The following is a 26970-nucleotide window of genomic DNA, read 5'->3' as shown; positions in this document are numbered from 1 at the left end:
CGATGGACTCTTCGATTCCCGCATCCCGTACCCGTCCGTCGGGGACGTACACAAGACCGACTCACCGCTGCAGGGCGTCACGCACCGCGAGCAAGCGGTCGGTGTACCGCGGCCAGGCGAACGACGACGTCTCGTACGCCGTCAGCGTCTCGCTCAGCAGCTGTGCCGTCAACGGAACGTCCTGCTGGGCGTGGGCCAACGCCGTCGCGATCGCCCGGGCCGCCAGCCAGGTTGTGCTGTTCACCGGCGACCCGGCGAAGACGGCGTCCAGCAAGGAGGCCGCCTCGATCAGTTCGCCCTGCCGGATCAGTACGTCGGCCAGGTCGAGGTGGGCCATCGTGATGCCGGCGCCGTGATCGACCGCGGCGCGCAGATGCTTCTCCGCGTCGGCGTACTCGCCGCGGGCCGCCGCGACCGCGCCGCGGATCCCGTCGTTCACCGAGAGGAGCTGCCGGTCGTCGAACTGCCGCGCGCAGTGGTCGGACTCGGCCACGGCCTCCAGCGCTTCGTCGAGCCGGCCGAGCGCGACCAGGGCCCCGGCGAGATTGCCGAGCCCGCGCGACAGGCCTTGCTCGTCGCCGGCCACGCGATCCGCGGCGACGCAGGACTCGTACGCCGTCCGCGCCTGCTCCGCCTGGCCCGTGTGGAGGTAGAGAGTCGCGAGCGTCTCGACCTCGCCGGTCTCGGCGAACTTGCCGAGCGCGTAGTCCCGGACGGTCTCCAGCATCCTGAACCGCCGCCCGCCCACGGCCTCCACGGTGAGCAGACTGCGATCCGCGAGCTCGGTCAACGCAGGCGCCACGTCCCGCGGATCGACCGCGACCTGCTCCGCCGCCTCCAGCGTGAACCCGTCGGCGAACACCGCGACCCGCCGCAGCACGGCACGCTCCGCCTCACCGAGAAGCTGATGCGACCAGTCCAGCGCGGCGATCAGGCTCGGGTGCGGATCTCGCGATCCGGCGACCAGGTTGGTGTGCGGGTCGGTCGACGCGGCGATCATGCTCAGGTGCGGATCGCGCGGTCCGGCGATCAGGTGCGGATCTTTCGATCCGGCGACCAGCGGGCGCATGCGGTCGGCGAGCTGGGGGACGGTCAGTGTGCGCGTGAGGCCGGCGGCCAGCTCGATCCCGAGTGGCAGCCGGTCGACCGCCGTACAGATCGCTGCGACCAGTTGGGGATCGGCGCCCTGCGCATCGGCCGCGCACCGCTCGGTGAACAACTGCGCGGCTGCGACTCCGTCGAGCGGATCCATCGGCCGCAGCTCTTCCTCGCCGAGCTGCAGGGGACGCTGTGAGGTGACCAGAATCGTCAGCCCAGGCTTTCGCCGCAACAACCCGGCGACAACCTCGGCCACCGACTCGACCACGTGCTCGGCGTTGTCGAGCACCACCAGCGCGCCGCCGAGCGCGGCCGTCACCGCATCGAGATCCCCATCAACCAAGTGGTTGCTGTCGGCATCTTCTCCTGCGAGCGCGGCCAGGACCGCGTCCACCCGGTCCAGCGGGGCGAGCTGCACCAACCGCACCGCGCGCCCCGAGGCCGCCGCGGCTTCCAGAGCAAGCCGCGACTTCCCGCTCCCAGGTCCACCAGTGAGCGTGATCAGCCCAGGTGACCCCAACCGCCGGACCAGATCACCCAGCTCGGCCTGCCGTCCCACAAATGTTGTCATCGGCAAGGGCAATGTGGAGGCCGCCGAGGGCTGCGCGACGACCAACTCTTCAGAGCCGACCTGGGGCAGCAGCAGCGCCGGATCCTGCCGCAGCAGACGCAGCTCCATCTCCGCAGTCTCCGGCGCCGGATCCACCCCGAGGTCGTCCGCCAGCCGCGACCGCAGTCGCGCCAGCCGGTTGAGCGCATCCGCCTGCCGCCCGGTCCGGTAGAGAGCCAGCGCGAGCAAGCACGACAGCCGCTCGTGCAACGGATGCTCAGCGGCCAGCCCCTCCAACTCCCGCCCGGCCTCGGTCGCACCGCCGAGCGCGAGCTCCGCGTCCAGCCGCTCCACCTGCAGATCCAGCCGCCAGGTGTCCAGCTGCTCGGCCTCGGTCGCGGCGTACGGAACCGCCCGCAGATCAGCCAGCGACGCACCCCGCCACAGCGCCAGGGCCTCGCGCCCGAGTGCGCTCACCGTCGCGTGATCACCAGCCCGCGCCGCGGCGTACAGACCCTTGGCCAGCGACCGAGCGCCGACCAGATCGGTCATCTGCGCCGAAAGCGCGTACCCGTTGGAGGCTCGCGTCAGGACGTCGGGAGTCCCCAGCGCGGCCCGCAGCCGGGAGGCGAGCACCCGCAGGCGCTCGGTCGGTCGCGCGAGATCGACGTCGCCCCACAGATCGACAGCGAGTCGCTGATCAGGAACCGGCAGGCCGTTCGCGAGTGCGAGTCGCACCAGCAGTGCGCGCTCCAGCGGCCGGTCGACTGCGATCGCCACGCCGTTGAGCCGCACGGCGAGAGGTCCCAGAACCAGGACCTCCAGCTGCGGCTCGGATGGCATAGGGAGAAGTATGGCAGCGCCACAGCTCCCCGGGCCCGGCCAACCGTCGGCCGTGGACGACGGCCCGGGCGCGGGAACACCCGCGATCGCGGGCGCCGACGCGACCCGGCGCAGCGGTCAGTCGTCGTCGGTGGACGACTCCGTGGTGCTCAGCTGAGCGGCCGCGGCCAGCGGGATCGGCAGCCAGCTCGGCCGGTTGCGCGCCTCGTACATCGTCTCGTAGATGACCTTGTCGGCCAGGAACGCGCTGAGCAGCACTCCCTGGTCGCGGGGGTCCGTGCCGGCGACCTCGGCGTACCCGTCGCAGAAGGCGCGACGGTTCCGGTTGGCCCACTCGGCCGCGCGGTAAGCGATCTGCTGGTCGCCCAGGTGATCGGCGAGCAGCGAGCGGGCCGCGTAGTCGAACGAGCGCAGCATGCCGGCGATGTCCTTGATCGGGGTGTCCAGCGCGCGCCGCTCGATCAGCGACTTGGCCGGCTCGCCCTCGAAGTCGATCAGCTTCCAGCCGTTGATCGTGCGCAGCACCTGGCCCAGGTGGAAGTCACCGTGGATCCGCTGCACCGGCACCGCCTCGCCGTACTCCGCGAGCGAGGTGAAGGCCCGGCTGAGACCTTCGGCGTACGGCTGCAGCTCCGGGATCGCCGCGGCGGCCCGGTCCAGCCGGCGCTGCATCGCGGCGGCGTGCTGGATCATCAGGTCCGGCGCCCAGACATCGGAGCCGAGCGCCTTGGCCAGCTCCGAGTGCACCTCGGCCGTCGCCGCGCCGAGCCGGTGCGACTCCCCGGCGAAGTCGCCGCCGACCTCTTCGGCGTGCAGGTCGGCCTCGGCGTACAGGTCGCGGACCGACGTCGTCGCGTACGACCAGCCGTCGGTCGAGTTCTTCTCGAACGCCGTCATCATCGCCAGGTCGCCGGAGTCGGTGCCGCCGCCGGCGCGCGGCCAGGAACCACGCGCCGACCCGAGCACCTCGGGCACCAGCTCGGAGCCGGCCTCGGTGAGCGCCGACTCGATCTCGACCCCGGGATTGCTCCCGGGCTCGAGCCGGCGGAACACCTTCAGCAAGGCGGTGTCGCCGAAGACCAGCGACGTGTTGCTCTGCTCGACCGTCAGCACCAGCGACTGGGCGTCGTCCGGTACGACGAGCGTGCGGTCCGGTGCGTGCACCGGGTGGAACTCCAAGCTTGCTAACCGGCGCCCGTGGGTAAGTGCGTCCAGCCAGTACGGCGTGGCTTCCTTGTCGTGCAGGGCGTCGTACACCCAGACCCGGGTGTCACCCAGGTCGGGCTCGGACCAGTCGCCGATCAGCGCGTGGCCGAGGTTGTCGACCGGCGCGGTGTGGTAGCTGAGCGGCAACTGGTAGACGCGGATGGCGTTCTCCGCGCCGGGAGGGCCCGAGCAGTAGACGAACCCGATCCGGACCGCGGGCCAGACGCCCTCGTCCGACAGCCACACCGAGGTGGCCATCGCTTCGACGTCGACGTCATGTCCTTTCTCACCGAACCATCGCTGGTGGATGCAGAAGGACTGGACCAGGTCCAGATGGGAAGTCACGAAGAGCTCTCCTCACGATCGGCCGACTTGTTCACCGGCAGCCGGAACCAGTAGAAGCCGTGCGCACCCAGGGTGAGCAGGTACGGCAGCTCACCGATGGTCGGGAAGTGCACGCCGCCGAGCAGCTCCACCGGCTCGACGCCTTGGTACTGCCGCAGGTCCAGCTCGATCGGCTGGGGGAACCGCGACAGGTTGTTCACGCACAGCACCACGTCGTCGCCGAACTCCCGGATGTACGAGAGCACGCTCGGGTTGGACCCGCCCAGATCAGTGAAGGTACCCATGCCGAAACACGGGTGCTGCTTCCGGGTCTGGATCATCCGTCGCGTCCAGTGCAGCAGCGACGAGGCGTTCTCCATCTCGGCCTCGACGTTGACCGCCTGGTAGCCGTAGACCGGGTCCATGATCACCGGCAGACCGAGCTTGCCGGGGGTCGCGGTCGAGAACGACGCGTTGCGGTCCGGCGACCACTGCATCGGGGTCCGGACCCCGTCGCGGTCACCGAGCCAGATGTTGTCGCCCATGCCGATCTCGTCGCCGTAGTACAGGATCGGCGACCCGGGCAGGGACAGCAGCATCGAGGTGAACAGCTCCATCCGGTTCACGTCGTTGTCGAGCAACGGCGCGAGCCGGCGGCGGATGCCGATGTTGGCCTTCATCCGCGGGTCCTGGGCGTACTCGCCCCACATGTAGTCGCGCTCCTCGTCGCTGACCATCTCGAGCGTGAGCTCGTCGTGGTTGCGCAGGAAGATGCCCCACTGACAGGTGTCGGGGATCTGCGGGGTCTGGGCCAGGATCTCCGAGATCGGGAAGCGCGACTCACGCCGTACGCCCATGAAGATCCTCGGCATCACCGGGAAGTGGAAGGCCATCTGGCACTCGTCGCCGCCGGAGTCGCGGTCGCCGAAGTAGTCGACCACGTCGGCCGGCCACTGGTTGGCCTCGCACAGCAGGACGCGGTCGGTGTAGTTCGCGTCCACCTCCTTGCGGACCCGCTTGAGGAACTCGTGCGTCCTCGGCAGGTTCTCGCAGTTGGTGCCCTCCTCCTCGAACAGGTACGGCACCGCGTCGAGCCGGAAACCGTCGATGCCGAGGTCGAGCCAGAACTTCAGCGCCTCGATCATCGCGTCCCCGACGGCCGGGTTCTCGAAGTTGAGGTCGGGCTGGCTGGAGTAGAACCGGTGCCAGAAGTACTGCTGGCGGACCGGGTCCCAGGTCCAGTTCGAGGTCTCGGAGTCGACGAAGATGATCCGCGCGTCCGAGTAGGCCTCGTCGTTGTCGGACCAGACGTAGAAATCGCCGTACGGGCCGTCGGGATCGGTGCGCGACGCCTGGAACCAGGGGTGCTGGTCCGAGGTGTGGTTCATCACGAAGTCGACGATGACGCGCATGCCACGGGTGTGGCAGGCGTCCATGAACGCGGCGAAGTCGGCGATCGTGCCGACCTCGGGCATCACGTTGGTGTAGTCGGAGATGTCGTAGCCGCCGTCACGCAGAGGTGAGGGGTAGAACGGCGGTAACCACAGACAGTCCACGCCGAGCCACTCGAGATAGTCGAGTTTCTCGGTCAGGCCTTGCAGGTCGCCGATTCCGTCGGCGTTCGAGTCCTTGAATGACCGCACGAGGACCTCGTAGAAGACGGCCCGCTTGAACCACAGCGGGTCACTCTTCGTCAGTCCGTGGTGCTGCTCCGGCAGCATGTCGGTCACGCTCACCTCCATCGGGTGTATTCCCCTCGGTCCAAACCTAGCGGTACTTGCGGCTGCCACCACCGGACGATTCCGGCGACGCGCGGGTGGACACCGGGGGCGGGCTCCGGTTCCCGTACCCGGACTGCGGGCATCTCAAAAGGAACCAGGGTCCGGGGTGTCCGGGGGTGGTGTGGATTGACGCCGTGGGACTCGGTCCGGCCCGGCGTTGGAGTCAGTGTGACGCCGCTTTGCCAGTACAAGCAAATAGGGGCCACATCACCCTATTCCAGGACCGATTCGTTACCTCACCCGCGTTGCTTCCCAGCCCCTCGCGCGTTAGTTCTGGTCGGTCCGCGGCGACCGTCCGACAAGACCAGGACGTCCGCCGGCCATCAGTCGGCCTCGATGGTCACGACCAGCTGGTCCGGTGCGCCGACCTCCTCGGCGAGCAGGGCGAGAGCTTCCTTGAGGTCCTCGATCGCCGCCTCGCGCGTCGGTCCCTGGCCGTGGGCGAAGGCGTCCGGGGTCAGCGCCGCGGTGGCCGCCCAGACTCCGTCCTCGTCCTGCTCGGCCTTGAACGGGACGTGAATCTCGCGCTGCATCGATCCTCCTGCTGTCGGCTCGTCGCGCCGATGCTAACGGCGAGCAGGTGTCAGGCACCGGGGGACTTGCGGGGCTTGCGGACGTACTTGGTGAAGCCGGCCTGTTCGGCGTCGGTCTCGGTGCGGAACCAGACCTCGGGCTTGGTGCGGCCGTAGTACGGCGAGTCCGGGGTGTGGAAGAGCATCGACTGGGCGTTGCCCTTGATCGTGAACCCGTCGGGCGGGCCCTGGTGCTCCACGGCGTCGGCCGATCCCGGTCCGTACCTCCCCGGTACGACGGCCCGCCCGGACCCGTCGAACAGCGTCGGCTGCGACGACTCCACGAGATCCATGCGCTGGGAGAAGGCGGGTTGCTCCTCGGCGGGGCTTGCCTTCGGCTTCGGGGCTGCTCGGCTCACCGGCGCCTGGTGCTCCTCGCTCCGCTCAAGCGGAGCACCGGCTGTGACCAGGACTTTCTCTTCGTCTACTGCTTCTTCTTCAGGTACTTCGGCTGCGACCGGTTCGCGGCGGTTCAGGAGGATCCACGTGATGACCGCTCCCAGCAGGAACGCCACGAGCTCCCACGGCCAGTTGTTGCGGGCCAGGGTGCTCATCGCTGGGTGCTCCGGTGGATCACGTAGGCGGCGGCGCTGCCCAGGACGAAGGCGGCCAGCAGAAGCACCCACAGCTGTGCGTACAGCGAACTCATCGACACGACCCCTACGGAACTCGGATCTCCACCCGGCGGTTCGCGATCCGCCCGGCGGAGGTGTGGTTGGACGCGACCGGCTCGGACTCGCCGTACCCGCGGCTGATGATCCGCCCGGCCGGTACGCCGAGCCGGACCAGCTCGCTCTTCACCGCGTCCGCGCGCTTCTGCGACAGCGGCAGGCTGGTCGACGGATCGCCGAGGTTGTCGGTGTGACCGCCGACCTCGACCCGGGCGGTGGCGCAGCTCTTCAGCAGCGCGGCGACCCGCGCGACCGATCCCCGCGACCGCTCGTTCACGATCGCCGTACCGGACAGGAACACGATCCGGTGCTGGCCGGTCACCTGCGTCAGCCGGCCCTCGAACGTCCGGCAGGCCTCGCTGACCGTCGGCTTCGTGGCGGTCGGCACGCGCAGCTCGTTCGCCACGATGGCCCCCGGCACGGCCTTCGCCGCCGCCCGCGCCGCCGTCGCCTTGGTCGCCTGGTCCGCGACATCGCCGCTCAGCGTGATCGTCGCCCCGTCGTACCGCACCGCGACCTCACCGGTCGCCGATCGCAGCGCCTGCAGTACGCCGACCAGGGCGCTCGGACTCGCCAGGCCGCTCGCGGCGTCGACCGTCAGCCTGTCGCCGAAGGTCTCGCCCTCGTCGAGCAGCCCCTGGATCTCGCCGACGACCTTGTCCTTCGCGGCCTCGTCCCGCAGTACGGCGGTGACCTGCAGGCCGTCCTCCTCGGTCCACGCGACGGAGAACGGCGCGGCCTCGGTCTCCGGCGGTACGACGCTCGCCGAGGCGCTGGGCGCTGGGGGAGTGGCGGGCGCTTCCGCCGTACCGGCTTCGTCGGCGGTCGCGTTGCTCAGCCCGTCGCCCTTGAAGGCGACCAGAACAGCGGTGAGAAGCAGCGGCACGACCAGGAGGGCAAGCAGCCAGATCCGAGCGGGTCGCCGCGGTGATCCAGGCACGTGTTCCTCCGTCGATACGGTCATTGACCGTGCGCGAGGAGATTACTCCGTGAAGCGGTTCTGATGCACGCCGGACCAGCCTCTGATCACACCTGTTTCCCAGGGTCGTCCGCCGGGGCTGGGAGGCAGGACACCCAACGGTTCGGTGATCACGTGAACATTTTTATTTGGGTTTCTTCTTTTCTTAACCCGGTGTGCTGAGTAGGGTGCGGACAGTGCCTCTCCCGCCCCCCTGGAGGAACACCATGAGGATCCGTACCCTGCCCACCCTGGTCGCCGCGCTCGCACTGCTCGGTACCGGAGTGGTCCCCGCCGCGGTCGCGGCCACCCCGTCCGACAACGGCCGGTCCCTGCCGACGCAGGTGGTCGCGCAGCAGGACAACGCGGTTGCCGCGGGCAAGCGCGTCGTCGGCTACTTCACCGAGTGGGGTGTCTACGACCGCAACTACCACGTGAAGAACATCAAGACGAGCGGGTCGGCCGCCAAGCTGACCAACATCGTCTACGCCTTCGGCAACACCACCGGCGGCCGTTGCACGATGGGCGACTCGTACGCGGCGTACGACAAGGCGTACGACGCGGCCGGCTCGGTCGACGGCGTCGCGGACACCTGGGACACCGGCGCGCTGCGCGGCAACTTCAATCAGCTGCGCAAGCTGAAGAAGGAGTTCCCGAACATCAAGGTGGTCTGGTCGTTCGGCGGCTGGACCTGGTCCGGCGGCTTCACCGAGGCCGCCAAGAACCCGGCCGCCTTCGCCGAGTCCTGCCACGCGCTGGTCGAGGACCCGCGCTGGGCCGACGTGTTCGACGGCATCGACATCGACTGGGAGTACCCGAACGCCTGCGGCCTGAGCTGTGACACGTCCGGGCCGAACGCGTTCAACAACGTGATCAGCGCGCTGCGTACCAAGTTCGGGTCGTCCGCGCTGGTGACCGCCGCGATCACCGCCGACGGCACCGACGGCGGCAAGATCGACGCCACCGACTACGCGACGGCGGCCGGCAAGCTCGACTGGATCATGCCGATGACGTACGACTACTTCGGCGCCTTCGCGGCCCAGGGCCCGACGGCTCCGCACTCGCCGCTCACGTCGTACGACGGGATCCCGACCGCCGGCTTCCACAGCGACGCGGCGATCCAGAAGCTCAAGTCCAAGGGCATCCCGGCGTCCAAGCTGCTGCTCGGCATCGGCTTCTACGGCCGCGGCTGGACCGGCGTCACGCAGGCCGCCCCGGGCGGTACCGCGACGGGTGCGGCACCGGGCAAGTACGAGGCCGGCATCGAGGACTACAAGCTGATCTCCACCCGCTGCCCGTCCACCGGGACCGTCGGCGGTACGGCGTACGCGTTCTGCAACGGGCAGTGGTGGGGCTACGACACCCCCGCGACGATCCGCAGCAAGATGGGCTACGCGAACCAGCAGGGTCTCGGCGGCGCCTTCTTCTGGGAGTTGTCCGGCGACACCACCGACGGCGCCCTGATCACCGCCGTCAAGACCATCGGCTGATCCGGCAGCCCTTCCCGCGTCCGGTCCTTCTGCCCCGTCCGGCAGAGGGTCCGGGCGCCTCCACGTCCGCTGTTGCCGGCGTGCCGCGGGCCTGGCCGGTCGCCGCCCACCACAGGTGGCGGGCTGCTCGGTTCCCCCGTCTCCCGGCTCCGCGTCTGGCGGCGCGGCCGGGCGTACGCCGTACTGCGGGCGTTCGCAGTACGGCGTACCGGCCTGTCCGGAGGCCGCTACTACGGCGGCTCCGGGAGTGGCCGGTCTCGGCCAGGTCGCATTTGTGCCACCCGGTCGCGCAGGGTTTCCCTTGACTTAGCCTTCGCGGTTGAGCGTACTGGTCCCTGCGCCTGACCCGGCAAACGTTTGAGCGGAGGGGCCTCCATGGAGACTGTGCCGGACTCGTCGTTGATCATCGGCGTCGCCACGACCAGTGCCGAACGCGTCCAACTGGCACGCCTGCTGAGCGGTGCCGAGGCCTTGCTCCTGGTCTCCAGCGCCGACCAGGCCCGAGCCTTCCTGGACCTCACCACCGGCACCGGCTCCCAGCCCGTCGTACTGACCCCCGGAGTCCTCCCGCCGGACCCGCCGGTTGAAGCTCCTGCCCAGATCGAGGCACCCCTGCCCAGAACCGGCAACGTGGTCGCCCTCCCCGCCGCCCTCCGCCTCGACGAGGACCGCCGAGTCGTCCGCTGGAAGGACCGCGAGGTCCCCCTGACCCGCCTGGAACACGACTTCCTCCACTGCCTGGTCCAAAAACCGGGCCAGGTCTGGACCTACCAACACCTCCACCACGCCGTCTGGGGCAACGAACACCTCGGCCACGGCTCCCACATCCACTCGGTAGTAAAACGCCTCCGCCAAAAACTCGCCCACCTCGGCGCGACAGTAACCATCCACGCAGTCCGAGGCGTCGGCTTCCACTTGCTCCCAGCCGCCTGACAAGAGATAGACACAAAGGCAAAGAACAAAAGGCAAGAGACAAGAACAAGAACAAAGAGAATAGAGTGAGGCCGCTGGCCCATCCGCAGTGCCCAAAGCACAGACACGCTGTGGCTGAGGGAGAGAGTGCTGCTGCGCCGGGCTATCTGGAAAGCATCGGTGCTACGGGATCTCAGGCACGACGTAGCAGTGCGCCGTGATCGTCTGGCCCTCGCCGAACGTGTGGGTTGCGGTCCCGATCTTCTGAAGCCCGAGTCGTTCGTACAGCCGGATGGCGTCCTGGTCCTTGTCCATCACGTCGAGGACCAGGCGCTTGCCGCGGACCAGGGGGTCGGTCACGACAGCGCGAGCCAGTTTCTCTCCGATCGCCTTGCGGCGGGCCGCCTTGGTGACGAACAAGCGCCCGACCACCGCCACCTTGTCGACTGTGTCGTCGGACTGCTCCAGCCAGAGCCGGACCGCGTCGTCACCGGGTTGCGGTTCGCTGATCGCCACATGCCCGACGATCTGACCGTCCAGTTCGGCGATCCAGGAACTGATCAGCCCATCGGGCTCGAGCCAGGCGACTGGATCCGCGACGCCCTCGACCGGGTAACCGTCTGTGCTGTGGACGTCGACCAGGGCGGCGCCCGCCGGCTCGAGGTCGTCGTCCTGGCGCGGGCGAATGATGGGATCTGGCACAGGTCAGTCCTCCACAGGCATTCGATAGTCCAGGCCGTTGTAGTCGGCACGCATGGTGAAGATCGTGACTTCGAACGGTGCCCCGTTCTGATCGATGCCGGTATGCGTGACTTCGAGGACCGGTACGGCGTCCGGAATCCGCAAACCTTTGGCTTCGTCCGGCGTTGGCATTCGCGCGGTGACTTCCTCGCGGATGGTCGTGATGGCGTGACCGCGCTCCTCGAACCGCGCGTACAGGCTGCCCTTGCCCATCTGTGCGGAGTCGGCCACCGGCGTACCCTCCACGATCGACCAGGGGGCAAAGGTGACGCCGACCTGCATCGGCTCGTTGTCGGCGTAGTACCAGTTCTCCCGCCGTACGACGGTCTCGGTCTCCGGATCGATCTGCAATCGCTCGGCGATCTCGGCCGGCGGGCTGATGCGGGTGATCGACCTGCAGTCGACGCTCGCTTCGCGCCCCTGCCGGGACACCTCGGCACGGAACGGAGACAGTCCGGTCTCCTGACGCAGTGTGCGGGCGTAGCGCTCGGATCCGAAGCGCAGCAGGCGCGTTTTACCGCGCACCGTGACGCCGCTGCCGTGACGGATGGTGACCAGTCCCTGTTCGGCCAGGAGGCGGATCGCTTCGCGGGCCGTGTTGCGAGCTACGCCGTACTGCTCGGCCAGGTTCCGTTCGGAGGGCAGTCTGTCGCCGACGGCCAAGTCGCCGTCCTCGATCCTGCGCCGCAGGTCGCGCTCGATCGTCCGGCTCGCAGGTTCCTTGTCGGGGTTCGTCGCAACCTCCCTCATCACGCACTCCTCGCCAGGTGCTGCCTTGTTTCGTCGGTCCATCGTAGGCGCTGGCTTGAGCCAGTGCTTGACACTGCACGGAGGGTTTGGTCACACTGGCTTAAGCCAGTCACTAATTGTCATAGTGAGGGCACACTTCCGGAAGGGGCGTCGATGTCCGACCAGATTGACGGTTCGGCAGGTGGCCCCTGATGCGCCGCTTCGAGCTGTACCGATATCGCGATCCGTCCGGCGTCAGCGGTACGGGTGTCGTGGCCATCGGTCTGGAGTTTCCACCTGATCACGAGGGTCACCAGTGGGTCGCCCTCAAGTGGCTCGGCCGACATCCCGCGCTGACGCTCTGGGCGAGCCTGTACGACCTCCTCGAGATCCACGGCCACCTTGGCGCATCAGACATTCGCTGGCTCGATCCGGACCCGTTCGAAGACCCCGAGGACACCCCGCCGTGCCGGTCCGCTGCGCCGGCCGCTTTGCGTCACGCCCACCAAGGAGAATGAAATGAGCAACGATCTGATTGCTGTGCCGTTCGGTGTCCGTCACCTGGCTTCCGGCCCGGAGACTGCGCCGATGAAGCTGCCGATGTCGTACAGCGCGAATCTGCAGCTGAACGTGTCGGCGACCGGCAACCCGTACCACGCCATTGCGGCGGCGCTGCCGGAGACGAACACCGAGACGCCGATCCCCGACGGTCAGCGTCCGGGGTCGGACAACTCGACCGACAACTACTGACGATGGCCACCGTCCTGGTGCTGACCGGCCGCGACGACCTGACGGCGGACGCGGTTGTCGATGAACTGACCCTCCGTGGGACCTCGGTCGTTCGGTACGACACTGCCGATTTTCCGCTGTCGTCGAGGTTGGCCGTCACGTTGGGTCCAGACGGCTGGGACGGAGGGCTGACGGGGGAGCGGGTCGTCGACCTCGACGCGATCAGTTCCGTGTGGTGGCGTCGTCCGGCCGAGTTCAGTGTGCCGAGCGAATGGCCGGACGAGGCTCGCGCCTTCGCGCTGTCGGAGGCGCGGGTCGGGGTACTGGGCGTACTGGGCTCGCTGCCGGTTCGATGGATCAACCACCCGGCCAAGGACTCGGCCGCCAACTACAAGCCGGTCCAGCTCGCTGTCGCGGCTCGTGCCGGCCTTGAGGTTCCCCGTACGACGATCACCTCCGATGCGGATTACGCCCGGGAGTTCGTCGGACCGGACGAAGTGATCTACAAAGGCCTCAGTGGCGGCGTCCTCACCGCCAATCGGCGGCATCGTTATCTGCCGACAACGTTGCTGCGTAGGGACCAGATCGACGAGGGGCTGGCAGGTACGGCGCATCTCTTCCAGGAGCGGGTTTCGAAGGCGTACGAGGTTCGGCTCACCGTCATCGGCGAGCAGATGTTCGCGGTGGCGATCCACGCCGGGAGCGAAGCTGCCAAGCTCGACTGGCGAACCGACTATGCGTCTCTGACGTACGAGCCGGTCGAGCTGCCGGTGGACGTGGAGAAAGGCGTCCGACTGCTGATGAATGAGCTGGGTCTGTTCTTCGGCGCCCTGGACTTTGCCGTGACTCCGGATGGGCGCTGGGTGTTCTTCGAGGTGAACCCGAACGGTCAGTGGCACTGGTTGGCGGTCAAGGCCGGGGTGCCGATGGTGGAGGCGATGGCTGATGCCCTGCAAGGAAAGGACGGCTAGTGGCTGACTGGACCGAGGCCGCCCGGAAGCTCGCGGCTGAGATCACGGGTGCGGCCCCGGAGTGGCATGACGCGGTGCGTGCAACACCGCGGCATCTGCTGGTGCCGCGGTGGTGGGAGCCGGTGCCGGACAGCTATCCGTTTGTTTGGGGGCTTCGTGCGCCTGATCCTGAGCAGCCTTGGGAGCGGGTGCACGGCAACGAGACGCTCGTGACTCGGGTCGGGGAGCACCATGCTGACCACGCCGAGGTGGGAGCGAGGCAGGGCGGTCTGCCGACCTCTTCGTCGACGCTGCCCGGGCTGATCGTGGACATGCTGCACCTGCTTGATCCGCAGCCGGCGGATCGAGTGCTCGACGTTGGCACTGGATCGGGCTACTCCGCCGCGTTGCTGGCTCACCGGCTCGGCGACGACCCGGTGACCAGCATCGACATCGACCGCTACCTGGTCGAGGCGGCGGGGGAGCGGCTGGCCGGCTTCGGGCGGACGCCTCGGATCGAGGTGGCGGATGCGACGGGCTCGCTGCCTGAGGGCGAGTACGACCGGATCGTCGCGACGGTGTCGGTCCGGCCGATCCCATCGAGTTGGCTTGAGGCTCTGCGTCCCGGCGGGCGGATCGTGACGACCATCGTCGGTACGTCGTTGCTCATCAGCGCCGACATGGGCACGGACGGCGTCGCCCGCGGGCGGGTTCAGCCAGGGCCGGCGAGCTTCATGCGCACCCGCCAAGCTCCCGACTACCCAGCACGTCTGGACGAGGTCTACACCGCAGCACGAGACCAAGACGGCGAAGAGGTGCGCAGCCTGACCGGCCCGATGCCAGACCTGTGGTCCGACTGGGAGCTTCGCTGCCTGTTCGAACTCACCACCCCGGACATCGAGAACCGATCCGCCACCTGCGACGACGGCACCGGGATCCTGTGGCTGCTCGCGTCGGACGGGTCCTGGGCAAGAGCCGAAGGCGCGAGCGGCACCGTGCACCAGTCCGGCCCGCGCCGCCTCTGGGACGAGCTCGACGATGTCCAACGCACGTGGGAAGCGGCCGACCGCTTCCCACTCCACGAGCTGAGCGTCGAGCTACACCCAGATCGAGGCAGCCTGGCCAGCCCCGATGGGCAGTGGATGGTCGACCTCTGACCAGGTGCGCGGCGGCGGGACCTCAGCCGCAGTGAACCTGCACCTTGGGCACCTGGGATGGACCTACGGCCTAACTCTGTTCTCTTGTTCTCTTTCTTTCTGCCCTTGCATCCCTTGGGTTCAGGCGACGTGAGCGGCAGATGGTTCGGTGAGGGTGAAGAGGCGGTCGAAGACTTGGGCTCGGTCGAACTGGAGGGCGTGGGTTCGGGCGTAGTGTTCGGCTTCGGATCGTTGGGTGGGGGTCCAGTCGCAGATGACCTCGTCGAGGACGGTTCGTAGGGTGGTTGGGTCGTGCTGGGGGACCAGCAGGGCTGTGTCGCCTACTGCTTCGGGGACGCCGCCGGTGGCGCAGGTGATGATGGGGCCGCCGCCGGCCAGCGCCTTTTCGACCAGGGCGATGCCGAAGGTTTCCACGAACTCGGGCTGCTCGCGCGTGGGGAGGACGAAGGCCGCGCTGCCGGCCATCAGGGCGGGTTTTTCTGCGTCGTCCACGTCGGTGAGGATCCGGACGCGGTCGCCGAGGCCTGCTGCTGCCACCCGCGCGACCACCTCGTCCTCCTGTGGTCCGCGACCGGCCAGGACCAGTTGCACGCGCTCGGCCGATCGCGATCCGGCGTACGCGTCGATCAGGTCGTCGATGCCCTTCGCCGACGCGATCCGGGACAGGAACAGCACGTACCCGTCCCGCGAAAGCCCTCGCCGGGCCAGGGTTTCGGCGATCCTGTCCTCGGTGAGTGACAGGTACGACCAGGAGTCGACCGCCGGGTAGGAGATCGCGATCCGTTCACGGCACCGCTGCGCGAACGTCGTACCGTGCATGGCGTCCAGCGTCGCCGCCGAGGCGACGATCAACTCCCTCGTGTACTCCGACACCGCCACACAGTGGTCGGCCTCCAGATAGACCGACAGGATGTGCGCAGCCGCTCCGAACCGCCCGGTCGCCACGCACTCGCGCACCACGTTGGTGATGTCGGAGCCCACTGCCTCAGCGACAGTGACGACCCGGGCGGGCCCGATCCGGCGCGCCACCTGCGCGGCCTCCTGTACGGCGATCGCATGCGGGCTCAGGTACAGCGACATCGCCACCGTCGGTACGCCGTCGCTGAACAACTCGACCAGCCGCCCGATGAGCCCGGACAGGTAGCGCCCGTCCGGAACCCGGTAGTCGCCCACGGGACCGGGCCGCTCGACGGTGATGCCAGGGCTGTACGGCAGTACGCCGTCCAGCGGCTTCATCGGCAGCCCGGCCGCCTCCAGCGCATCCAGCGGCCAGGTCACGATCCGTACGTCGTCGAACCCGCGGGTGAGCGCCACCTCCGCGAGGCACCGCGCCTCGCCGGAGTGCCCGCAGATCACCGGGTCGGCACGGACAACGATGACCAGGCGGCGGTTGGGTCCGGACGGGACGAGCGTGTCGTCGGCGATGCTCATGCCTCACCTCCCAGGGTGTCGGATGTTGACGGTGGCCTGACGCGGCTGCCCCAGCCGGAGGGCCGCGGGCCGAGCTCGAGGTGCAGGTTGCGGATGTGCCGCAGCTCCCGGCCGGAGATCCACGGGCGTTCGAGGGTCTTGCCGTCCACCGCGAGGGACTGGACGTAGGAGACCGGTCCGCCGGCCTCGACCGGCTCGAACCCCGTCGTGGTGATCGACAGGTCGCCCTCCGGCAGCTGAAGCGTGGACTCCGCCACGGCCGGCGCGCTCACCAGGAACAGGCTCTGCCCGGCGACCGGGAACAGCCCGAGCGTCGCCCACACGTACCAGGCGGACAACCCGCCGGAGTCGTCGTTGCCCGGCAGCCCACCGCGGCCGGTGCCGAACTGGTTGGCGATCGCGGCGTGCACCACCTCGGCGGTCCGGTCCGGGCGCCCGGCGTAGTGGTAGGCCCACGGCGCCTCGTAGTCCGGTTCGTTGTTCAGCCCCTCGAACCGGGACAGGCCGTAGCCGGCGTTCATCTCGGCCACGCTCGGCGCCACACCCGGTTGGACGACCGACAGCGCGTCGTACCCGAAGAACCGATCGAGCAGCCTGACGAACGCCTCGTCACCGCCGGCCAGCGCGATCCGGGCACGCATGTCGTGCAGCAGCCGGAAGGAGTAGTTCCATCGGCCGCCCTCGTAGAAGGTCGAGTCGCGTAGCAACCCGGTGCCCGGGTCGTACGCCGCTTGCCAGCCTTCGGCGAGCTCGCGCATCTGCTGGGCCAGCGGCCGGTCGCGCACCCTGTGGGCGATCGCCGCGGTGCAGTGGTAGGCGTACGCCAGGTCGAGGGTGTGGCTGATCGGGTGCGCCACACCGTGCACCAGGTAGTCCTCGCCGTACGTCCGGCGCAGGTCCAGCTCCAGGTGCACCATGGCCCAGTCCCAGTCGATCCCCGGCAGATCCAGTTGGCACAGGTCGGCGAAGAAGGTGTGCGCGAGAGCGCTGCCCTGCCGGGAGAACCGATCGGCGCCCTTGGCCATCCGGTAGCCGATCGGCAGGTTGCCCTCCTGCTCGGCGATCGACAGCATCGCGCCGGCCAGCGCGACCGAACGCTCCGGGAACAACGTGGTCATCAGTGGCAGTTGCGTGCGGTAGATGTCCCACAGGGTGCAGATGTCGAACGCGTACGGGCCCTCGGTCGTCCACGACGGGCTCTCGTCCGGGGCGAAGCTCGGCTTGACCAGCGAGTGGTAGAGCGCCGTACCGAACACCGTTGCCTGGTCGTCGGACCCGGCGTCGATCTCGACCTTGCCGAGGTGGTCGCGCCAGGTGGCCGCTGTCCGGTCGCGCCGCCCGGCGAAGGCCGCCTGGGTTCGGCCGACGTCCGCGTGCAGGTTGTCGCGGGCCTTCGCGCACCCCCGCAGCGAGAACCCCAGCCGTACCTCGACGGTCTGCTCGGCCCGCGAGGGTCCCATGAACATCAGCCCGAACGGCCGCAAGGTGGTCGGCCGGATGTAGTCGAAGTCGAGGCGGGTACCGCCGGGCATCAGGCGCCGGTCGTACCAGAGCAACTGCCGCCAGCCCGGGGCGTCGACCTCCAGGTGCACGGCCAGCGGCACACCCTCGACGTGGATCTCGCCCTGAGCCACCCCCGGCTCCAGCATCGCCAGGTGTGCCTTGAGCGGCACCGTCCGGCTGTGCGGGATGGCCAGCCCGCCGGTCGAGGCGTCGATGACGATCCGGGCGGCGTCGTACGCCGGGAAGGTGTACCGATGGACGGCCGACTTGGGGCCGACCGTCACCTCGCAACGCACCCCCGAGCTCAGCGTCGCCGCGTAGTAGCCGGGCTCGGCCACCTCGTCCCGCAGGTCCCAGTTGGTGCCCAGGTCGTCGAGCGGCCCGAGCATCGGCGTCACCCGGAAGTAGTTGTAGTACTTACGGATCGCACCGGTGCCGGACTGCTGGAAGTGGGTGAATCCGGAGGCGACCGGCCGGTCGTGCAGCAGGCCGGGCACGCCCTCGGTGTTGAAGTCGTACAACCCGTACCCGGTCGGATAGGCCCCCGAGTACGCACAGGCCGACACCATCCCGAACGGATGCATCGCCCCCGGATGAGTGTTCCCCACCTGCGGCTTCGGCCACCACCAAGTTGCTGCCAGCCCCTTCGGCGCAGGCAGGTCAGTGGCCCCGGTCCCGATGAACGGGTCAACCTGCTCGAACATGGGCTCACCGCCTCAAGCGCCCGACATGGGCTCTCAAGGTAAGAAGCCCATGTTTCACCCACGTGGACCACAAGAGACGCCCGGATTACGTTCGGGCCGAGCAGTCAATGCACCCGGCCCCCGCCCAGACGTTCCTGGGCGAGGGCCGGGCTGTTGCTCCGTGATGACTACTTGATGGACTTCAGCGCGAAGTCCTCCACGACCGGCTCGCCTGCTACCAGGCGGGTGGATCGGGTCTGGGGCTTGTAGCCGTCCTTGGCGGCGATGAGGGTGAGCGGGTTGTTGCGGCGGTCCAGCCAGTAGGCGTAGTTGCCGCTGGTGTCCGTGGTGAACGTGTACGACGAGGCCCACGAGTCGACCTGGACGATGGCGCCGGGCAGCGGGGCACTGGTGCCGCTGGTGGCGACCCCGGTGACCGTGCCGGACAGCTTGCTCCACGTGGTCGGCGGGGTGACGTTCATCGTCACGGCGACGTTGTCCACGCTGTACGGCGTGTTCTCGGCGATGGTGACCGCCCCGGTGTACTTACCGGGCTGGTCGACGCTCGCGGTGAGCGTGACCTTGACCGTCGTGCTGGCGCCCGGGGCCAGGGTGGCCTCGGTCTTGTCGATGCTCAGCCAGCTGACGTCGGCCGACGACTCGGCGCAGTCCTCGAGACCCGGCAGGGCCTCGCTGTCGACGGTCGCGGTGAAGCCGCCGGACGAGCCGCCGACCTTGTAGAAGCCGCACGCCGCGCCACCGCGGTACCGCGGCTGGTTGGCGTTCGGCAGCGACGCCCAGGTGCCGGCGGCGGCGTCGAACGCGAAGCCCGCGTTCGTGACCGCGCCGGTCTGGACACCGCCGACGACCAGCAGCTTGCCACCGGCGACGGCGAACGACGCCGCCCAGTGGTCGGCCGGGGAGTCGGCGATCGGCGACCAGGCGTCGGTGGCCGGGTCGTAGACGTAGCCGCTCTTCTGCGCGGCGACGCCGTCGTTACCGCCGGAGCAGTAGATCTTGCCGTCGATCGCGCCGCAGGAGGCGAACGCCACCGACTTCGGGTAGTTCGCGATCGGCGCCCAGGTGTTGGCTCCCGCGTCGTACACCACCGCGGTGTTCGACATCGGGGTGCAACCGGCCGTGGTGCAGCCACCGATCGCGTACAGCTTGCCGTCCAGGACGGCCTGGCCGGCGGCCGCACGCGGCGCCGGGTTGTTGGCGACGGCGGACCAGGCGTTCGCGGCCGGGTCGTAGGACCAGGTCGCGGCGTCCGGGCCGGCGGTACCCCAGCCGGAGCTGGCGACGATCTTGCCGCCGACGGCGCCGACGGTGATCGCGTTGCGGGCGCCCGGGAGCGGGGCGATCGCGGTCCAGGCCAGGGAGGCCGGGTCGTACACGTAGCTGTTCGCGCTGGACGCGGTGCCGTTGCCGCCGGCGATCGAGTAGATCTTGCCGTCGAGGTTGACCACGCGGTTGTCCATCACGACCGCCGGGTAGTCGGCGATGTCGGCCCACGGAGCCGCGAGCGGCTTCGGTACGGCGGGAGCGACCGGCATCTTGCCGGACATCTTGCTGCCGAACGAGGTCGGCACCGACAGCCGCTGCAGCGGCGCGCCCTGGCCGGTGAGGACCTGGGACTTGGTGGTCTTCGAGCCGTTCGCGTTCGCGATCTCGAAGCCACCGTCGCGCTCACCGAACTTCACGTCGACCGGCGCTCCGCCGGTATTCTTGACCGTGAAGGACTTGGTGACCTTGCCGGTGGGCAGCTTGAGGTTGCCCTCGATCGCCCCCGGGGTGACGGTCAGCTTGCCGGCGGCCAGCGTGAAGTCGGCCGGGGTGACCCAGTCGGCTTCCACGTCGACGTTCTGGGCGGAGCTGACGTAGCCGCCGGCCTTGGCGGTGTAGCTGTGCGCGCCGGAGTCGGCGGAGTACAGCCAGTAGAAGCCGTCGTTCAGACCGGTGTCCTCCGGCGTCGCGACGGTGGTGGCGGTCTCCGTGGCCTTGTCGTCACGGGTGACGACGGCGCCGTTGACGAAGCTGCCGGTGTTGGCGTCCTTGACGTTGCCGACGACGATGCCGCCGCCGGTCGGCTCACAGGTGATCTGGCTGCCGATCAGCACGCTGTCGACCTGCCACCACCATTCGTACGCGGCGTCGTAGTAGTGGAAGCGAACCTGGACGGCGGACTTGCCGGCCGCCTGCGGGATCGCGATCTCCTTGACGCCCCGGACGTCCGCGCCCTGGGTGAGCACGTTGGCCCAGGTGGTCCCGCCGTCGATCGACAGGTCGACGTCGGCCTTCTCGCCGCCCAGCCAGTTGAAGTCCTGGTTGAAGCGGATCACCGGCGCCGCGACGTCGGTCAGGTCCACCGACGGGCTGACCAGCGAGGTGTCCTGCGACTGGCCGGAGCCGAACTCGTCGCTGTCGGCGATGGCGAAGCCGCCGCCGCCACCGGTCAGGTTGCCCCGGTTGCCCGGGTCGTCGAAGGCCCAGACCTGGCCGTTGCCCTTGTTGTCCACGACGGTCCAGCCGCTCGGAGCGGCCGCGGCGTCGAAGGTCTCGTAGAGGCCGTCCGAGCCGTTGCGGTAGCCCGGCGCCGTGGCGCAGGCGTCCGAACGAACCGGTACGGCGATGTTCTTGGTGACGTTGCCCGCGCCGACCGTGACCGGCTGGCTGACGGTCTCGTAGCCCGGGTACTGCGACTCGACCTTCAGCGTGTAGGCGTTGCCGGACGGCACCTTGAAGCTGTACCGGCCGTTGGTCGGGGTGGTGTAGTCGAACACGCCACCCGGCCCCTCGACGCTGACCTTCGCGTACAGCGGCCAGCCGTGGCCGGAGCCGTCGGTGACCGTGCCGCCGATGTTGACGGCCGGCGCGGACTCCAGCGCGAAGTCCTTGGTGGTTGTCGCGTTGGTGGTCACCGTGGCGGTCGCCGTCTGGCTCTTGTAGCCGAACGACGCGGCGGTCAGCGAGTAGTCGCCGGCCGGCAGCACGGAGGAGTAGCGGCCGTCGGCACCGGTGGACAGCACGCGGTCGGCCTGACCCTCGGCCGTCACCGTCACCGAGGCGCCGGCGAGCGCGGCACCGGCGGCGGTGACCTTGCCGGTCAGCGTGCCGGTGTCACCGATCGGGGCGGCGTTCAGCAGCGCGAGCGCGTCCAGCCGTCCTTCGCCGAAGACGTTGTTGTCGTCGGTGGTGCCACCGCACTGGGCGTCGGCCTTGTCGACCGAGGAGTTGTCGAGCAGCGCGCGGGTGGCCGCGATGTCGCCCTTCAGCGCTGGTGCGGCCGACCACAGCAGCGCGATGGTGCCCGCGAGGTGCGGTGCGGCCATCGAGGTGCCGTTGAAGCTGGCGTAGGCGTTGCCCGGGACGCTCGAGCGCACGTTCACACCCGGAGCCGCGAGGTTCGGCTTGATCTCGCCGTTCTGGCCCACACCGCGCGCGGAGAAGCTGGCGATGTTGTTGTTGATGTCGTAGGCGCCGGCCGAGTAGTTGCTGACCAGACTGCCCGGTGAGCCGCTGGTCTGGCAGGCCGAGCCGCTGTTGCCGTTCGACCAGGTGCCGAAGATGCCGGAGGCGGTCCAGGCGTTGGTGACGTCCTCCATGAACGGGTCGTTGGAGGGCAGCGTGGTTCCCCACGAGTTGTTGATGATGTTGGGCCGCTTGCTCGCGTCGGGGTTCTGCCCGGCGAGGTTGGTCGGCTCGAGCATCCACTGGCCGGAGGTGATCAGGGCCGCGTCGCTCGGGCAGCACCCGTTCGCCGCGATCCACTTCACCGCCGGGGCGACGCCGATCTGGTTGCCCGCGCCGTCGTCACCGGCCATCGTGCCCATCGTGTGGGTGCCGTGACCGTTGCCGTCGGCGGGCTTGGTCGGCGACGTACCGGCCGCGTCGAACCAGTTGTAGTTGTGGTCGAACTGCCCGCCGCCCAGGTTGCCACGGTAGGAGTTCACCAGCGCCGGGTGGTCGAACTGGACGCCGGTGTCGATGTTGGCGATGACGATGCCCTGGCCCTTGTCGCCGTACTGCGACCAGACGTCGTCGGCGTTGATGTTGGCCAGGCCCCACTCGATGGCATTGATCTGCCGCTCGTTGACGCCCTGGGTGATCTTCGGCACCTCGATCGCGGTCGGGTTGTACAGCCCCTCGACCTCGGCGTGCTGGGCCAGGTTCTGCGCCAGCGCCAGCGAGCCGCCGTTGATCCGGATCGCGTTGGTGCCCCAGAAGGTCTGGTACTTGACGTGCTGCGCGTCGAGCTCGGCCTTGACGGTGGCCTGGCTCTCGGTCGCGGTCTTGCGCAGCGCCGCGGCGACCGCCGTACCGCGGGCGTTCCAGTCCGCGATCGCGGACGCCTTGGTCAGGTCGGCCTTGGCGGCGAACCGGACCCAGTAGTCGGTGGCTTCCTTGGCGTCCTTGCCCTGGAGCTTGCTGAGCAGCTCCGGCTTGATCTTGGACGCCGGGTCGGCGGCCGGCTTCGTAGGCGGTGCGGCCTGGGCGGCGCCGGTGGCGGCCAGCCCGGTCGCGACGACGGCTACTGCCGCCAGGGCACTCACCAGTGATCTGGCCAGGCCCCTTCGTCTCACGTGTGACATTCTCTGCAGCCCCTCACTTGGACGACCCCGAGTCGACTCCCCCGAGTCATGGTGCAGAGGTGCCGGTGGCCGCGCCGGTCGTGATGAACCGGTTCTGCGACGCCCCGTGCCCCCCAGGTCGCAAGCTGTGACGCTGCGAGCCTGACGTGGACCTTATGTGTCAGACATCGGCGCGAACAAGCACACTTCGTGAGCAAGTTGTCACCAGGGGTGGGGCGGTTCTGGGCAAGTTCCGCCAGATTTTGTCAGTCCGTTGACGATAAGAGGCAGAGGTTGACATCGTGATCGGATGGTCACCGCCCGTGTCCCCGCCCCAGGTGATGACGGAACCATCGATCAGCAGGAGTTCCCGCTGCTGATCGCCGTCGCCGCATCCGTCGAAGAGCGCGTCCGGCTTGCCGAGCTGGTTGACGACGTCGCTCCGCTGCTGCTCGTGTCCAGCCTGGACGAGCTGCGCAGACTGCTCACGCCCGCCCAGGACCCGCCACCGGCTCCGGCCGCGCCGGCCGAACCACCCCGTACGCCGGACGCCCGCCGTACCGGGGACGCCTTGACGATCGACTCGCGCCGGTCGGTCGCGCAGTGGCGGGGGAGAGAGGCGCCGCTGACCGACCTCGAGCACGACCTGCTCACCAAGCTGATGACCGAGCCGGTCAAGGTGTGGACCTACGAGGAGCTGCACCAGGCGGTCTGGCGTAACCGGCACCTGCGCGGTACGGCGGACGTGCACTCGCTGGTCAAGCGGCTGCGGCGCAAGCTCGACGAGCTCGGGACGACGGTCACCATCGACGCCGTACGAGGTACGGGGTTCCGGTTGGCCGATCACCAGCGCCCGGCGATCACCGGATTGCGGGCAGGCTGACGGAGTACCCTGCGACCTCGTGCGCTTCTCTGCTCTGACCCAGCTGGAATGTCCTCAGTGCGGCCTCCGCCACGACCCGGACCAGGTGATCGGGCTGTGCTCGTGCGGGTCGCCGCTGCTGGTCCGCTACGACCTGGACGAGATCCGGGCGGGGCTGACCAAGGAGGACGTCGCGGCCCGGCCGCCGGATCTGTGGCGGTACCACGAGCTGCTGCCGGTCCGCGATCCGGCGAACATCGTCACGCTGGGGGAAGGGATGACGCCGCTGCTCCGGCTGCCGGCGTACGGCGCTGAGCTCGGCGTCGAGAACCTGCTGATGAAGGACGAGGGCCTGATCCCGACCGGCACCTTCAAGGCGCGCGGCGCGGCCGTCGGTGTCTCGCGGGCCAAGGAGGTCGGCGTCCGGAAGATCGCGATGCCGACGAACGGCAACGCCGGGTCCGCGTGGGCGGCGTACGGCGTCCGGGCCGGGATGGAGGCGCTGATCGCGATGCCGGAGGCGGCGCCGGAGATCTGCCGGCGCGAGGTCACCGTCGTCGGGGCGGAGCTGAAGCTGATCGACGGGCTGATCAGCGACGCGGGCGTGTGGATCCGTGAGCAGCTCGCGGTCCGCGAGGGCTACCAGGACGTGTCGACGCTGAAGGAGCCCTACCGGATCGAGGGCAAGAAGACGATGGGCCTGGAGATCGCCGAGCAACTCGGGTGGACGCTGCCGGACGTGATCCTCTACCCGACCGGCGGCGGCGTCGGGCTGATCGGGATCTGGAAGGCGCTGAACGAGCTGCTCGAGCTCGGCTGGGTCGAGGGCCCGCTGCCGCGGCTGGTCGCCGTACAGGCCACCGGGTGTGCGCCGATCGTGCAGGCGTGGGAGCAGGGTAAGCCGGAGAGCGAGCCGTGGCCGGACGCGAAAACAGTTGCCTTCGGCATCACCGTGCCGAAGGCGCTCGGTGATTTCCTCGTCCTGCAGGCGATCCGCGATACCAACGGCTGCGCCGTCGCCGTCACCGACGAGGAGATCCTCGCCGCCGTCCGCCGCTGCGCCGAGCTGGAGGGCTCCTTCGTCTGCCCCGAAGGAGCCGCCAACTTCGCCGCCGTCAAGCACCTACGAGAAGCCGGCTGGATCAAGCCCGGCGAGACAGTCGTTGCCCTGAACACCGGCACGGGCCTCAAGTACCCGGAAACGGCCGAGCTCTAGGCCTGCCCGCGCCGTACGGCGAGGATGTGGCACGGGTCGCCGTTGGGGTCGAGCTTCACGTAGTTGCTCTGGCCCCAGCGCCACGTGGCGCCGGTGATTTCGTCGTAGACCGTGAAGGTGTCGTCGGCGCGCATTCCGAGGGCGGGCATGTCCAGGTGGACCATCGTCTCGCGGACCGCGTGCGGGTCGGTGTTGACCACGACGATGACCGTGTCGGTGTGGCCGTCCGGGCCGGTGGTGCGCTTGGAGAAGCACAGGATCGCTTCGTCCTCGACAGTGTGCAGGCTCAGGTTGCGCAGCTGCTGCAGCGCCGGATGGCGGCGCCGTACGGCGTTCAGCAGTGTCAGGTACGGCGCGAGCGTGCGTCCCTCGGCCTCCGCGGCCGCCCAGTCGCGCGGGCGGAGCTGGAACTTCTCGGTGTCCAGGTACTCCTCCGAGCCCGGCCGCAGCGCGACGTGCTCGAACAGCTCGTACCCGGCGTACACGCCCCAGGCCGGCGACGACGTCGCGGCGATCGCGGCGCGGATCTTGAACGCGCCCGGCCCGCCGTACTGCAGGTACGCCGTCAGGATGTCCGGGGTGTTGACGAAGAAGTTCGGCCGCAGGAAGTGGCCGGTCTCCGACGTCAGCTCGGTCAGGTACTCCTCGAGCTCCCACTTCTCGTTGCGCCAGGTGAAGTAGGTGTACGACTGGTGGAAGCCGACCTTGGCCAGCTCCTGCATCATCGGGCGGCGGGTGAACGCCTCGGACAGGAAGACCACGTCCGGGTCGGTCTGCCGGACCTCGCCGAGCAGCCACTGCCAGAAGTTGACCGGCTTGGTGTGCGGGTTGTCGACGCGGAACACCGTCACGCCGTGGTCGATCCACAGCTTCACCACCCGCAGCACCTCGGCGTAGATGCCCTCGGGGTCGTTGTCGAAGTTGATCGGGTAGATGTCCTGGTACTTCTTCGGCGGGTTCTCCGCGTAGGCGATCGAGCCGTCGGCGCGGACCGAGAACCACTTCGGGTGCTCCTTGACCCACGGGTGGTCCGGCGAGGCCTGCAGCGCGAGGTCGATCGCGACCTCGAGCCCGAGCTCACGGGCCCGGCCGACGAAGAAGTCGAAGTCCTCGAAGGTGCCGAGCTCGGGGTGGATCGCGTCGTGGCCGCCGTCCTCGGAGCCGATCGCCCACGGCGAGCCCGGGTCGCCCGGCTTCGGGTCGAGGGTGTTGTTCGGGCCCTTGCGGTACGACTGGCCGATCGGGTGCACCGGCGGGACGTACAGCACGTCGAAGCCCATCGCGGCGACCGCGTCGAGGCGCTCGGCGGCCGTCCGGAAGGTGCCGGACTTCCACTCGCCGGCTGCCTCGTCGTACACGGCGCCCTCGGAGCGCGGGAAGAACTCGTACCAGCTGCCGTACAGCGCGAGCTGGCGGTCGACCCAGACCGGGTAGGTCTCCGAGGAGGTGATCAGCTCGCGGACCGGGTACCGGCCGAGCGCCGAGCGGACCTGCGGGGAGATGCCGGCGGCGAGCCGGGCCTCCGGCGGCAGCGCGCCGTTGGCCAGCGCCTGCGCGGCGTCGCCCAGCGTGCTGCGGTCCAGCCGGACGGCAGGCGGTACGCCGGCGGCCGCGCGGTCGAAGAACGCGGCGCCCTCGGCGAACATCAGGTCGACGTCGATCCCGGCCGGCACCTTGATCTCGGCGTTGTGCCGCCAGGTGCCGTACGGGTCGCTCCAGCCTTCGACGGCGAACGTCCACGCGCCCTGCTCCTGCAGCGTGACGTCGACGGTCCACTGGTCCGACCCCTGACCGACCGGGGTCATCAGCATCCGTCTGGTCTGGCCCGACGGCGACGTCAGGACGACGTTCGCGTTCACCGCGTCGTGGCCCTCACGGAACACGTTGGCCGCGATGGTGAACGTCTCGCCCACCGAGGCCTTGGCCGGATACGCTCCGGCGTCGACGGTCGGGGTGACGTCGGTGATCGGGATGCGCCCAGTCATGGTGGTCG

General features: G+C 69.1%; 20 protein-coding genes. 8 read left to right on the top strand and 12 right to left on the bottom strand.

Features of this window, described 5'->3' with window-relative positions:
- Nucleotides 1-61: 61 nt before the first annotated feature.
- From HDA39_RS17045 to arfA, 6 genes are all read right to left on the bottom strand, one after another.
- Nucleotides 62-2491, bottom strand: coding sequence for an AfsR/SARP family transcriptional regulator (locus HDA39_RS17045; RefSeq protein ID WP_184796188.1), 2430 nt, complete (start codon nucleotides 2489-2491; stop codon nucleotides 62-64).
- Nucleotides 2492-2608: 117 nt separating this feature from the next.
- On the bottom strand, nucleotides 2609-4042 hold the full coding sequence (locus HDA39_RS17040; protein ID WP_184796187.1) for a maltokinase N-terminal cap-like domain-containing protein: 1434 nt from the start codon (nucleotides 4040-4042) through the stop codon (nucleotides 2609-2611).
- Nucleotides 4039-5763, bottom strand: coding sequence for a maltose alpha-D-glucosyltransferase (gene treS / locus HDA39_RS17035; protein ID WP_184796186.1), 1725 nt, complete (start codon nucleotides 5761-5763; stop codon nucleotides 4039-4041). The genes HDA39_RS17040 and treS overlap by 4 nt, the downstream gene beginning before the upstream one ends.
- A gap of 362 nt (nucleotides 5764-6125) precedes the next feature.
- Nucleotides 6126-6335, bottom strand: coding sequence for a hypothetical protein (locus HDA39_RS17030; protein ID WP_184796185.1), 210 nt, complete (start codon nucleotides 6333-6335; stop codon nucleotides 6126-6128).
- Between the two features lie 50 nt (nucleotides 6336-6385).
- Nucleotides 6386-6928 (bottom strand): sunset domain-containing protein, encoded by a 543-nt coding sequence (locus HDA39_RS44110; RefSeq protein ID WP_184796184.1) that lies wholly within the window; start codon nucleotides 6926-6928, stop codon nucleotides 6386-6388.
- A gap of 106 nt (nucleotides 6929-7034) precedes the next feature.
- The gene (arfA, locus tag HDA39_RS17020; RefSeq protein WP_337925772.1) at nucleotides 7035-7931 is read right to left on the bottom strand and encodes a channel-forming protein ArfA/OmpATb; all 897 of its coding nucleotides are present in this window, start codon (nucleotides 7929-7931) and stop codon (nucleotides 7035-7037) included.
- Nucleotides 7932-8230: 299 nt separating this feature from the next.
- Here arfA and HDA39_RS17015 point away from each other — a divergent pair, with 299 nt between their 5' ends.
- Complete coding sequence (locus tag HDA39_RS17015) at nucleotides 8231-9493, top strand: glycoside hydrolase family 18 protein (RefSeq protein WP_184796182.1); 1263 nt, start codon at nucleotides 8231-8233, stop codon at nucleotides 9491-9493.
- Between the two features lie 375 nt (nucleotides 9494-9868).
- Nucleotides 9869-10426: a winged helix-turn-helix domain-containing protein gene (locus tag HDA39_RS17010; RefSeq protein WP_184796181.1), complete on the top strand. Its 558-nt coding sequence runs from the start codon at nucleotides 9869-9871 to the stop codon at nucleotides 10424-10426.
- Nucleotides 10427-10588: 162 nt separating this feature from the next.
- On the opposite strand, the gene HDA39_RS17005 is transcribed toward HDA39_RS17010, so the two are convergent.
- Nucleotides 10589-11107 carry a GNAT family N-acetyltransferase gene (locus tag HDA39_RS17005; protein ID WP_184796180.1) on the bottom strand — a complete coding sequence of 173 codons (519 nt, stop codon included), beginning with the start codon at nucleotides 11105-11107 and terminating at the stop codon, nucleotides 10589-10591.
- Nucleotides 11108-11110: 3 nt separating this feature from the next.
- Nucleotides 11111-11896 (bottom strand): GntR family transcriptional regulator, encoded by a 786-nt coding sequence (locus tag HDA39_RS17000; RefSeq protein WP_184796179.1) that lies wholly within the window; start codon nucleotides 11894-11896, stop codon nucleotides 11111-11113.
- A 191-nt stretch (nucleotides 11897-12087) separates the two neighbouring features.
- On the opposite strand from HDA39_RS17000, the gene HDA39_RS16995 reads away from it, so the two are divergent.
- From HDA39_RS16995 to HDA39_RS16980, 4 genes are read left to right on the top strand one after another with little or no spacing between them, the layout of a single operon-like run.
- The gene (locus HDA39_RS16995; RefSeq protein ID WP_184796178.1) at nucleotides 12088-12393 is read left to right on the top strand and encodes a hypothetical protein; all 306 of its coding nucleotides are present in this window, start codon (nucleotides 12088-12090) and stop codon (nucleotides 12391-12393) included.
- A 1-nt stretch (nucleotide 12394) separates the two neighbouring features.
- Nucleotides 12395-12625, top strand: coding sequence for a putative ATP-grasp-modified RiPP (tgmA, locus tag HDA39_RS16990; RefSeq protein WP_184796177.1), 231 nt, complete (start codon nucleotides 12395-12397; stop codon nucleotides 12623-12625).
- 2 nt (nucleotides 12626-12627) lie between these two features.
- Complete coding sequence (gene tgmB / locus HDA39_RS16985) at nucleotides 12628-13575, top strand: ATP-grasp ribosomal peptide maturase (protein ID WP_184796176.1); 948 nt, start codon at nucleotides 12628-12630, stop codon at nucleotides 13573-13575.
- On the top strand, nucleotides 13575-14711 hold the full coding sequence (locus tag HDA39_RS16980) for a methyltransferase domain-containing protein (protein WP_184796175.1): 1137 nt from the start codon (nucleotides 13575-13577) through the stop codon (nucleotides 14709-14711). Before tgmB ends, HDA39_RS16980 begins: the two co-directional genes overlap by 1 nt.
- Nucleotides 14712-14831: 120 nt before the next feature.
- On the opposite strand, the gene HDA39_RS16975 is transcribed toward HDA39_RS16980, so the two are convergent.
- The 3 genes from HDA39_RS16975 to HDA39_RS16965 all read right to left on the bottom strand — a co-directional run bounded on the left by HDA39_RS16975 (nucleotide 14832) and on the right by HDA39_RS16965 (nucleotide 22920).
- Complete coding sequence (locus tag HDA39_RS16975) at nucleotides 14832-16142, bottom strand: glycosyltransferase (protein ID WP_184796174.1); 1311 nt, start codon at nucleotides 16140-16142, stop codon at nucleotides 14832-14834.
- On the bottom strand, nucleotides 16139-18349 hold the full coding sequence (locus HDA39_RS16970) for a glycoside hydrolase domain-containing protein (protein ID WP_184796173.1): 2211 nt from the start codon (nucleotides 18347-18349) through the stop codon (nucleotides 16139-16141). The genes HDA39_RS16975 and HDA39_RS16970 overlap by 4 nt, the downstream gene beginning before the upstream one ends.
- A 167-nt stretch (nucleotides 18350-18516) precedes the next feature.
- The gene (locus HDA39_RS16965) at nucleotides 18517-22920 is read right to left on the bottom strand and encodes a S8 family serine peptidase (protein ID WP_184796172.1); all 4404 of its coding nucleotides are present in this window, start codon (nucleotides 22918-22920) and stop codon (nucleotides 18517-18519) included.
- Between the two features lie 289 nt (nucleotides 22921-23209).
- Here HDA39_RS16965 and HDA39_RS16960 point away from each other — a divergent pair, with 289 nt between their 5' ends.
- Both HDA39_RS16960 and HDA39_RS16955 read left to right on the top strand, forming a co-directional pair.
- Entirely contained in the window at nucleotides 23210-23782 is a 573-nt protein-coding gene (locus HDA39_RS16960) for a winged helix-turn-helix domain-containing protein (protein ID WP_184796171.1), read from the top strand.
- 19 nt (nucleotides 23783-23801) lie between these two features.
- Nucleotides 23802-24977 carry a threonine synthase gene (locus HDA39_RS16955; protein ID WP_184796170.1) on the top strand — a complete coding sequence of 392 codons (1176 nt, stop codon included), beginning with the start codon at nucleotides 23802-23804 and terminating at the stop codon, nucleotides 24975-24977.
- On the opposite strand, the gene HDA39_RS16950 is transcribed toward HDA39_RS16955, so the two are convergent.
- Nucleotides 24974-26962 carry an alpha-1,4-glucan--maltose-1-phosphate maltosyltransferase gene (locus HDA39_RS16950; protein WP_184796169.1) on the bottom strand — a complete coding sequence of 663 codons (1989 nt, stop codon included), beginning with the start codon at nucleotides 26960-26962 and terminating at the stop codon, nucleotides 24974-24976. The two genes, HDA39_RS16955 and HDA39_RS16950, sit on opposite strands and share 4 nt — an antisense overlap.
- Between the last annotated feature and the right edge of the window lie 8 nt (nucleotides 26963-26970).

It is taken from the genome of Kribbella italica (assembly GCF_014205135.1).
GTDB classification, from domain to species: Bacteria; Actinomycetota; Actinomycetes; order Propionibacteriales; family Kribbellaceae; genus Kribbella; species Kribbella italica.
The sequence above is the reverse complement of the archived record's forward strand: the minus strand, read 5'-3'. Positions and strand labels throughout refer to the sequence as shown.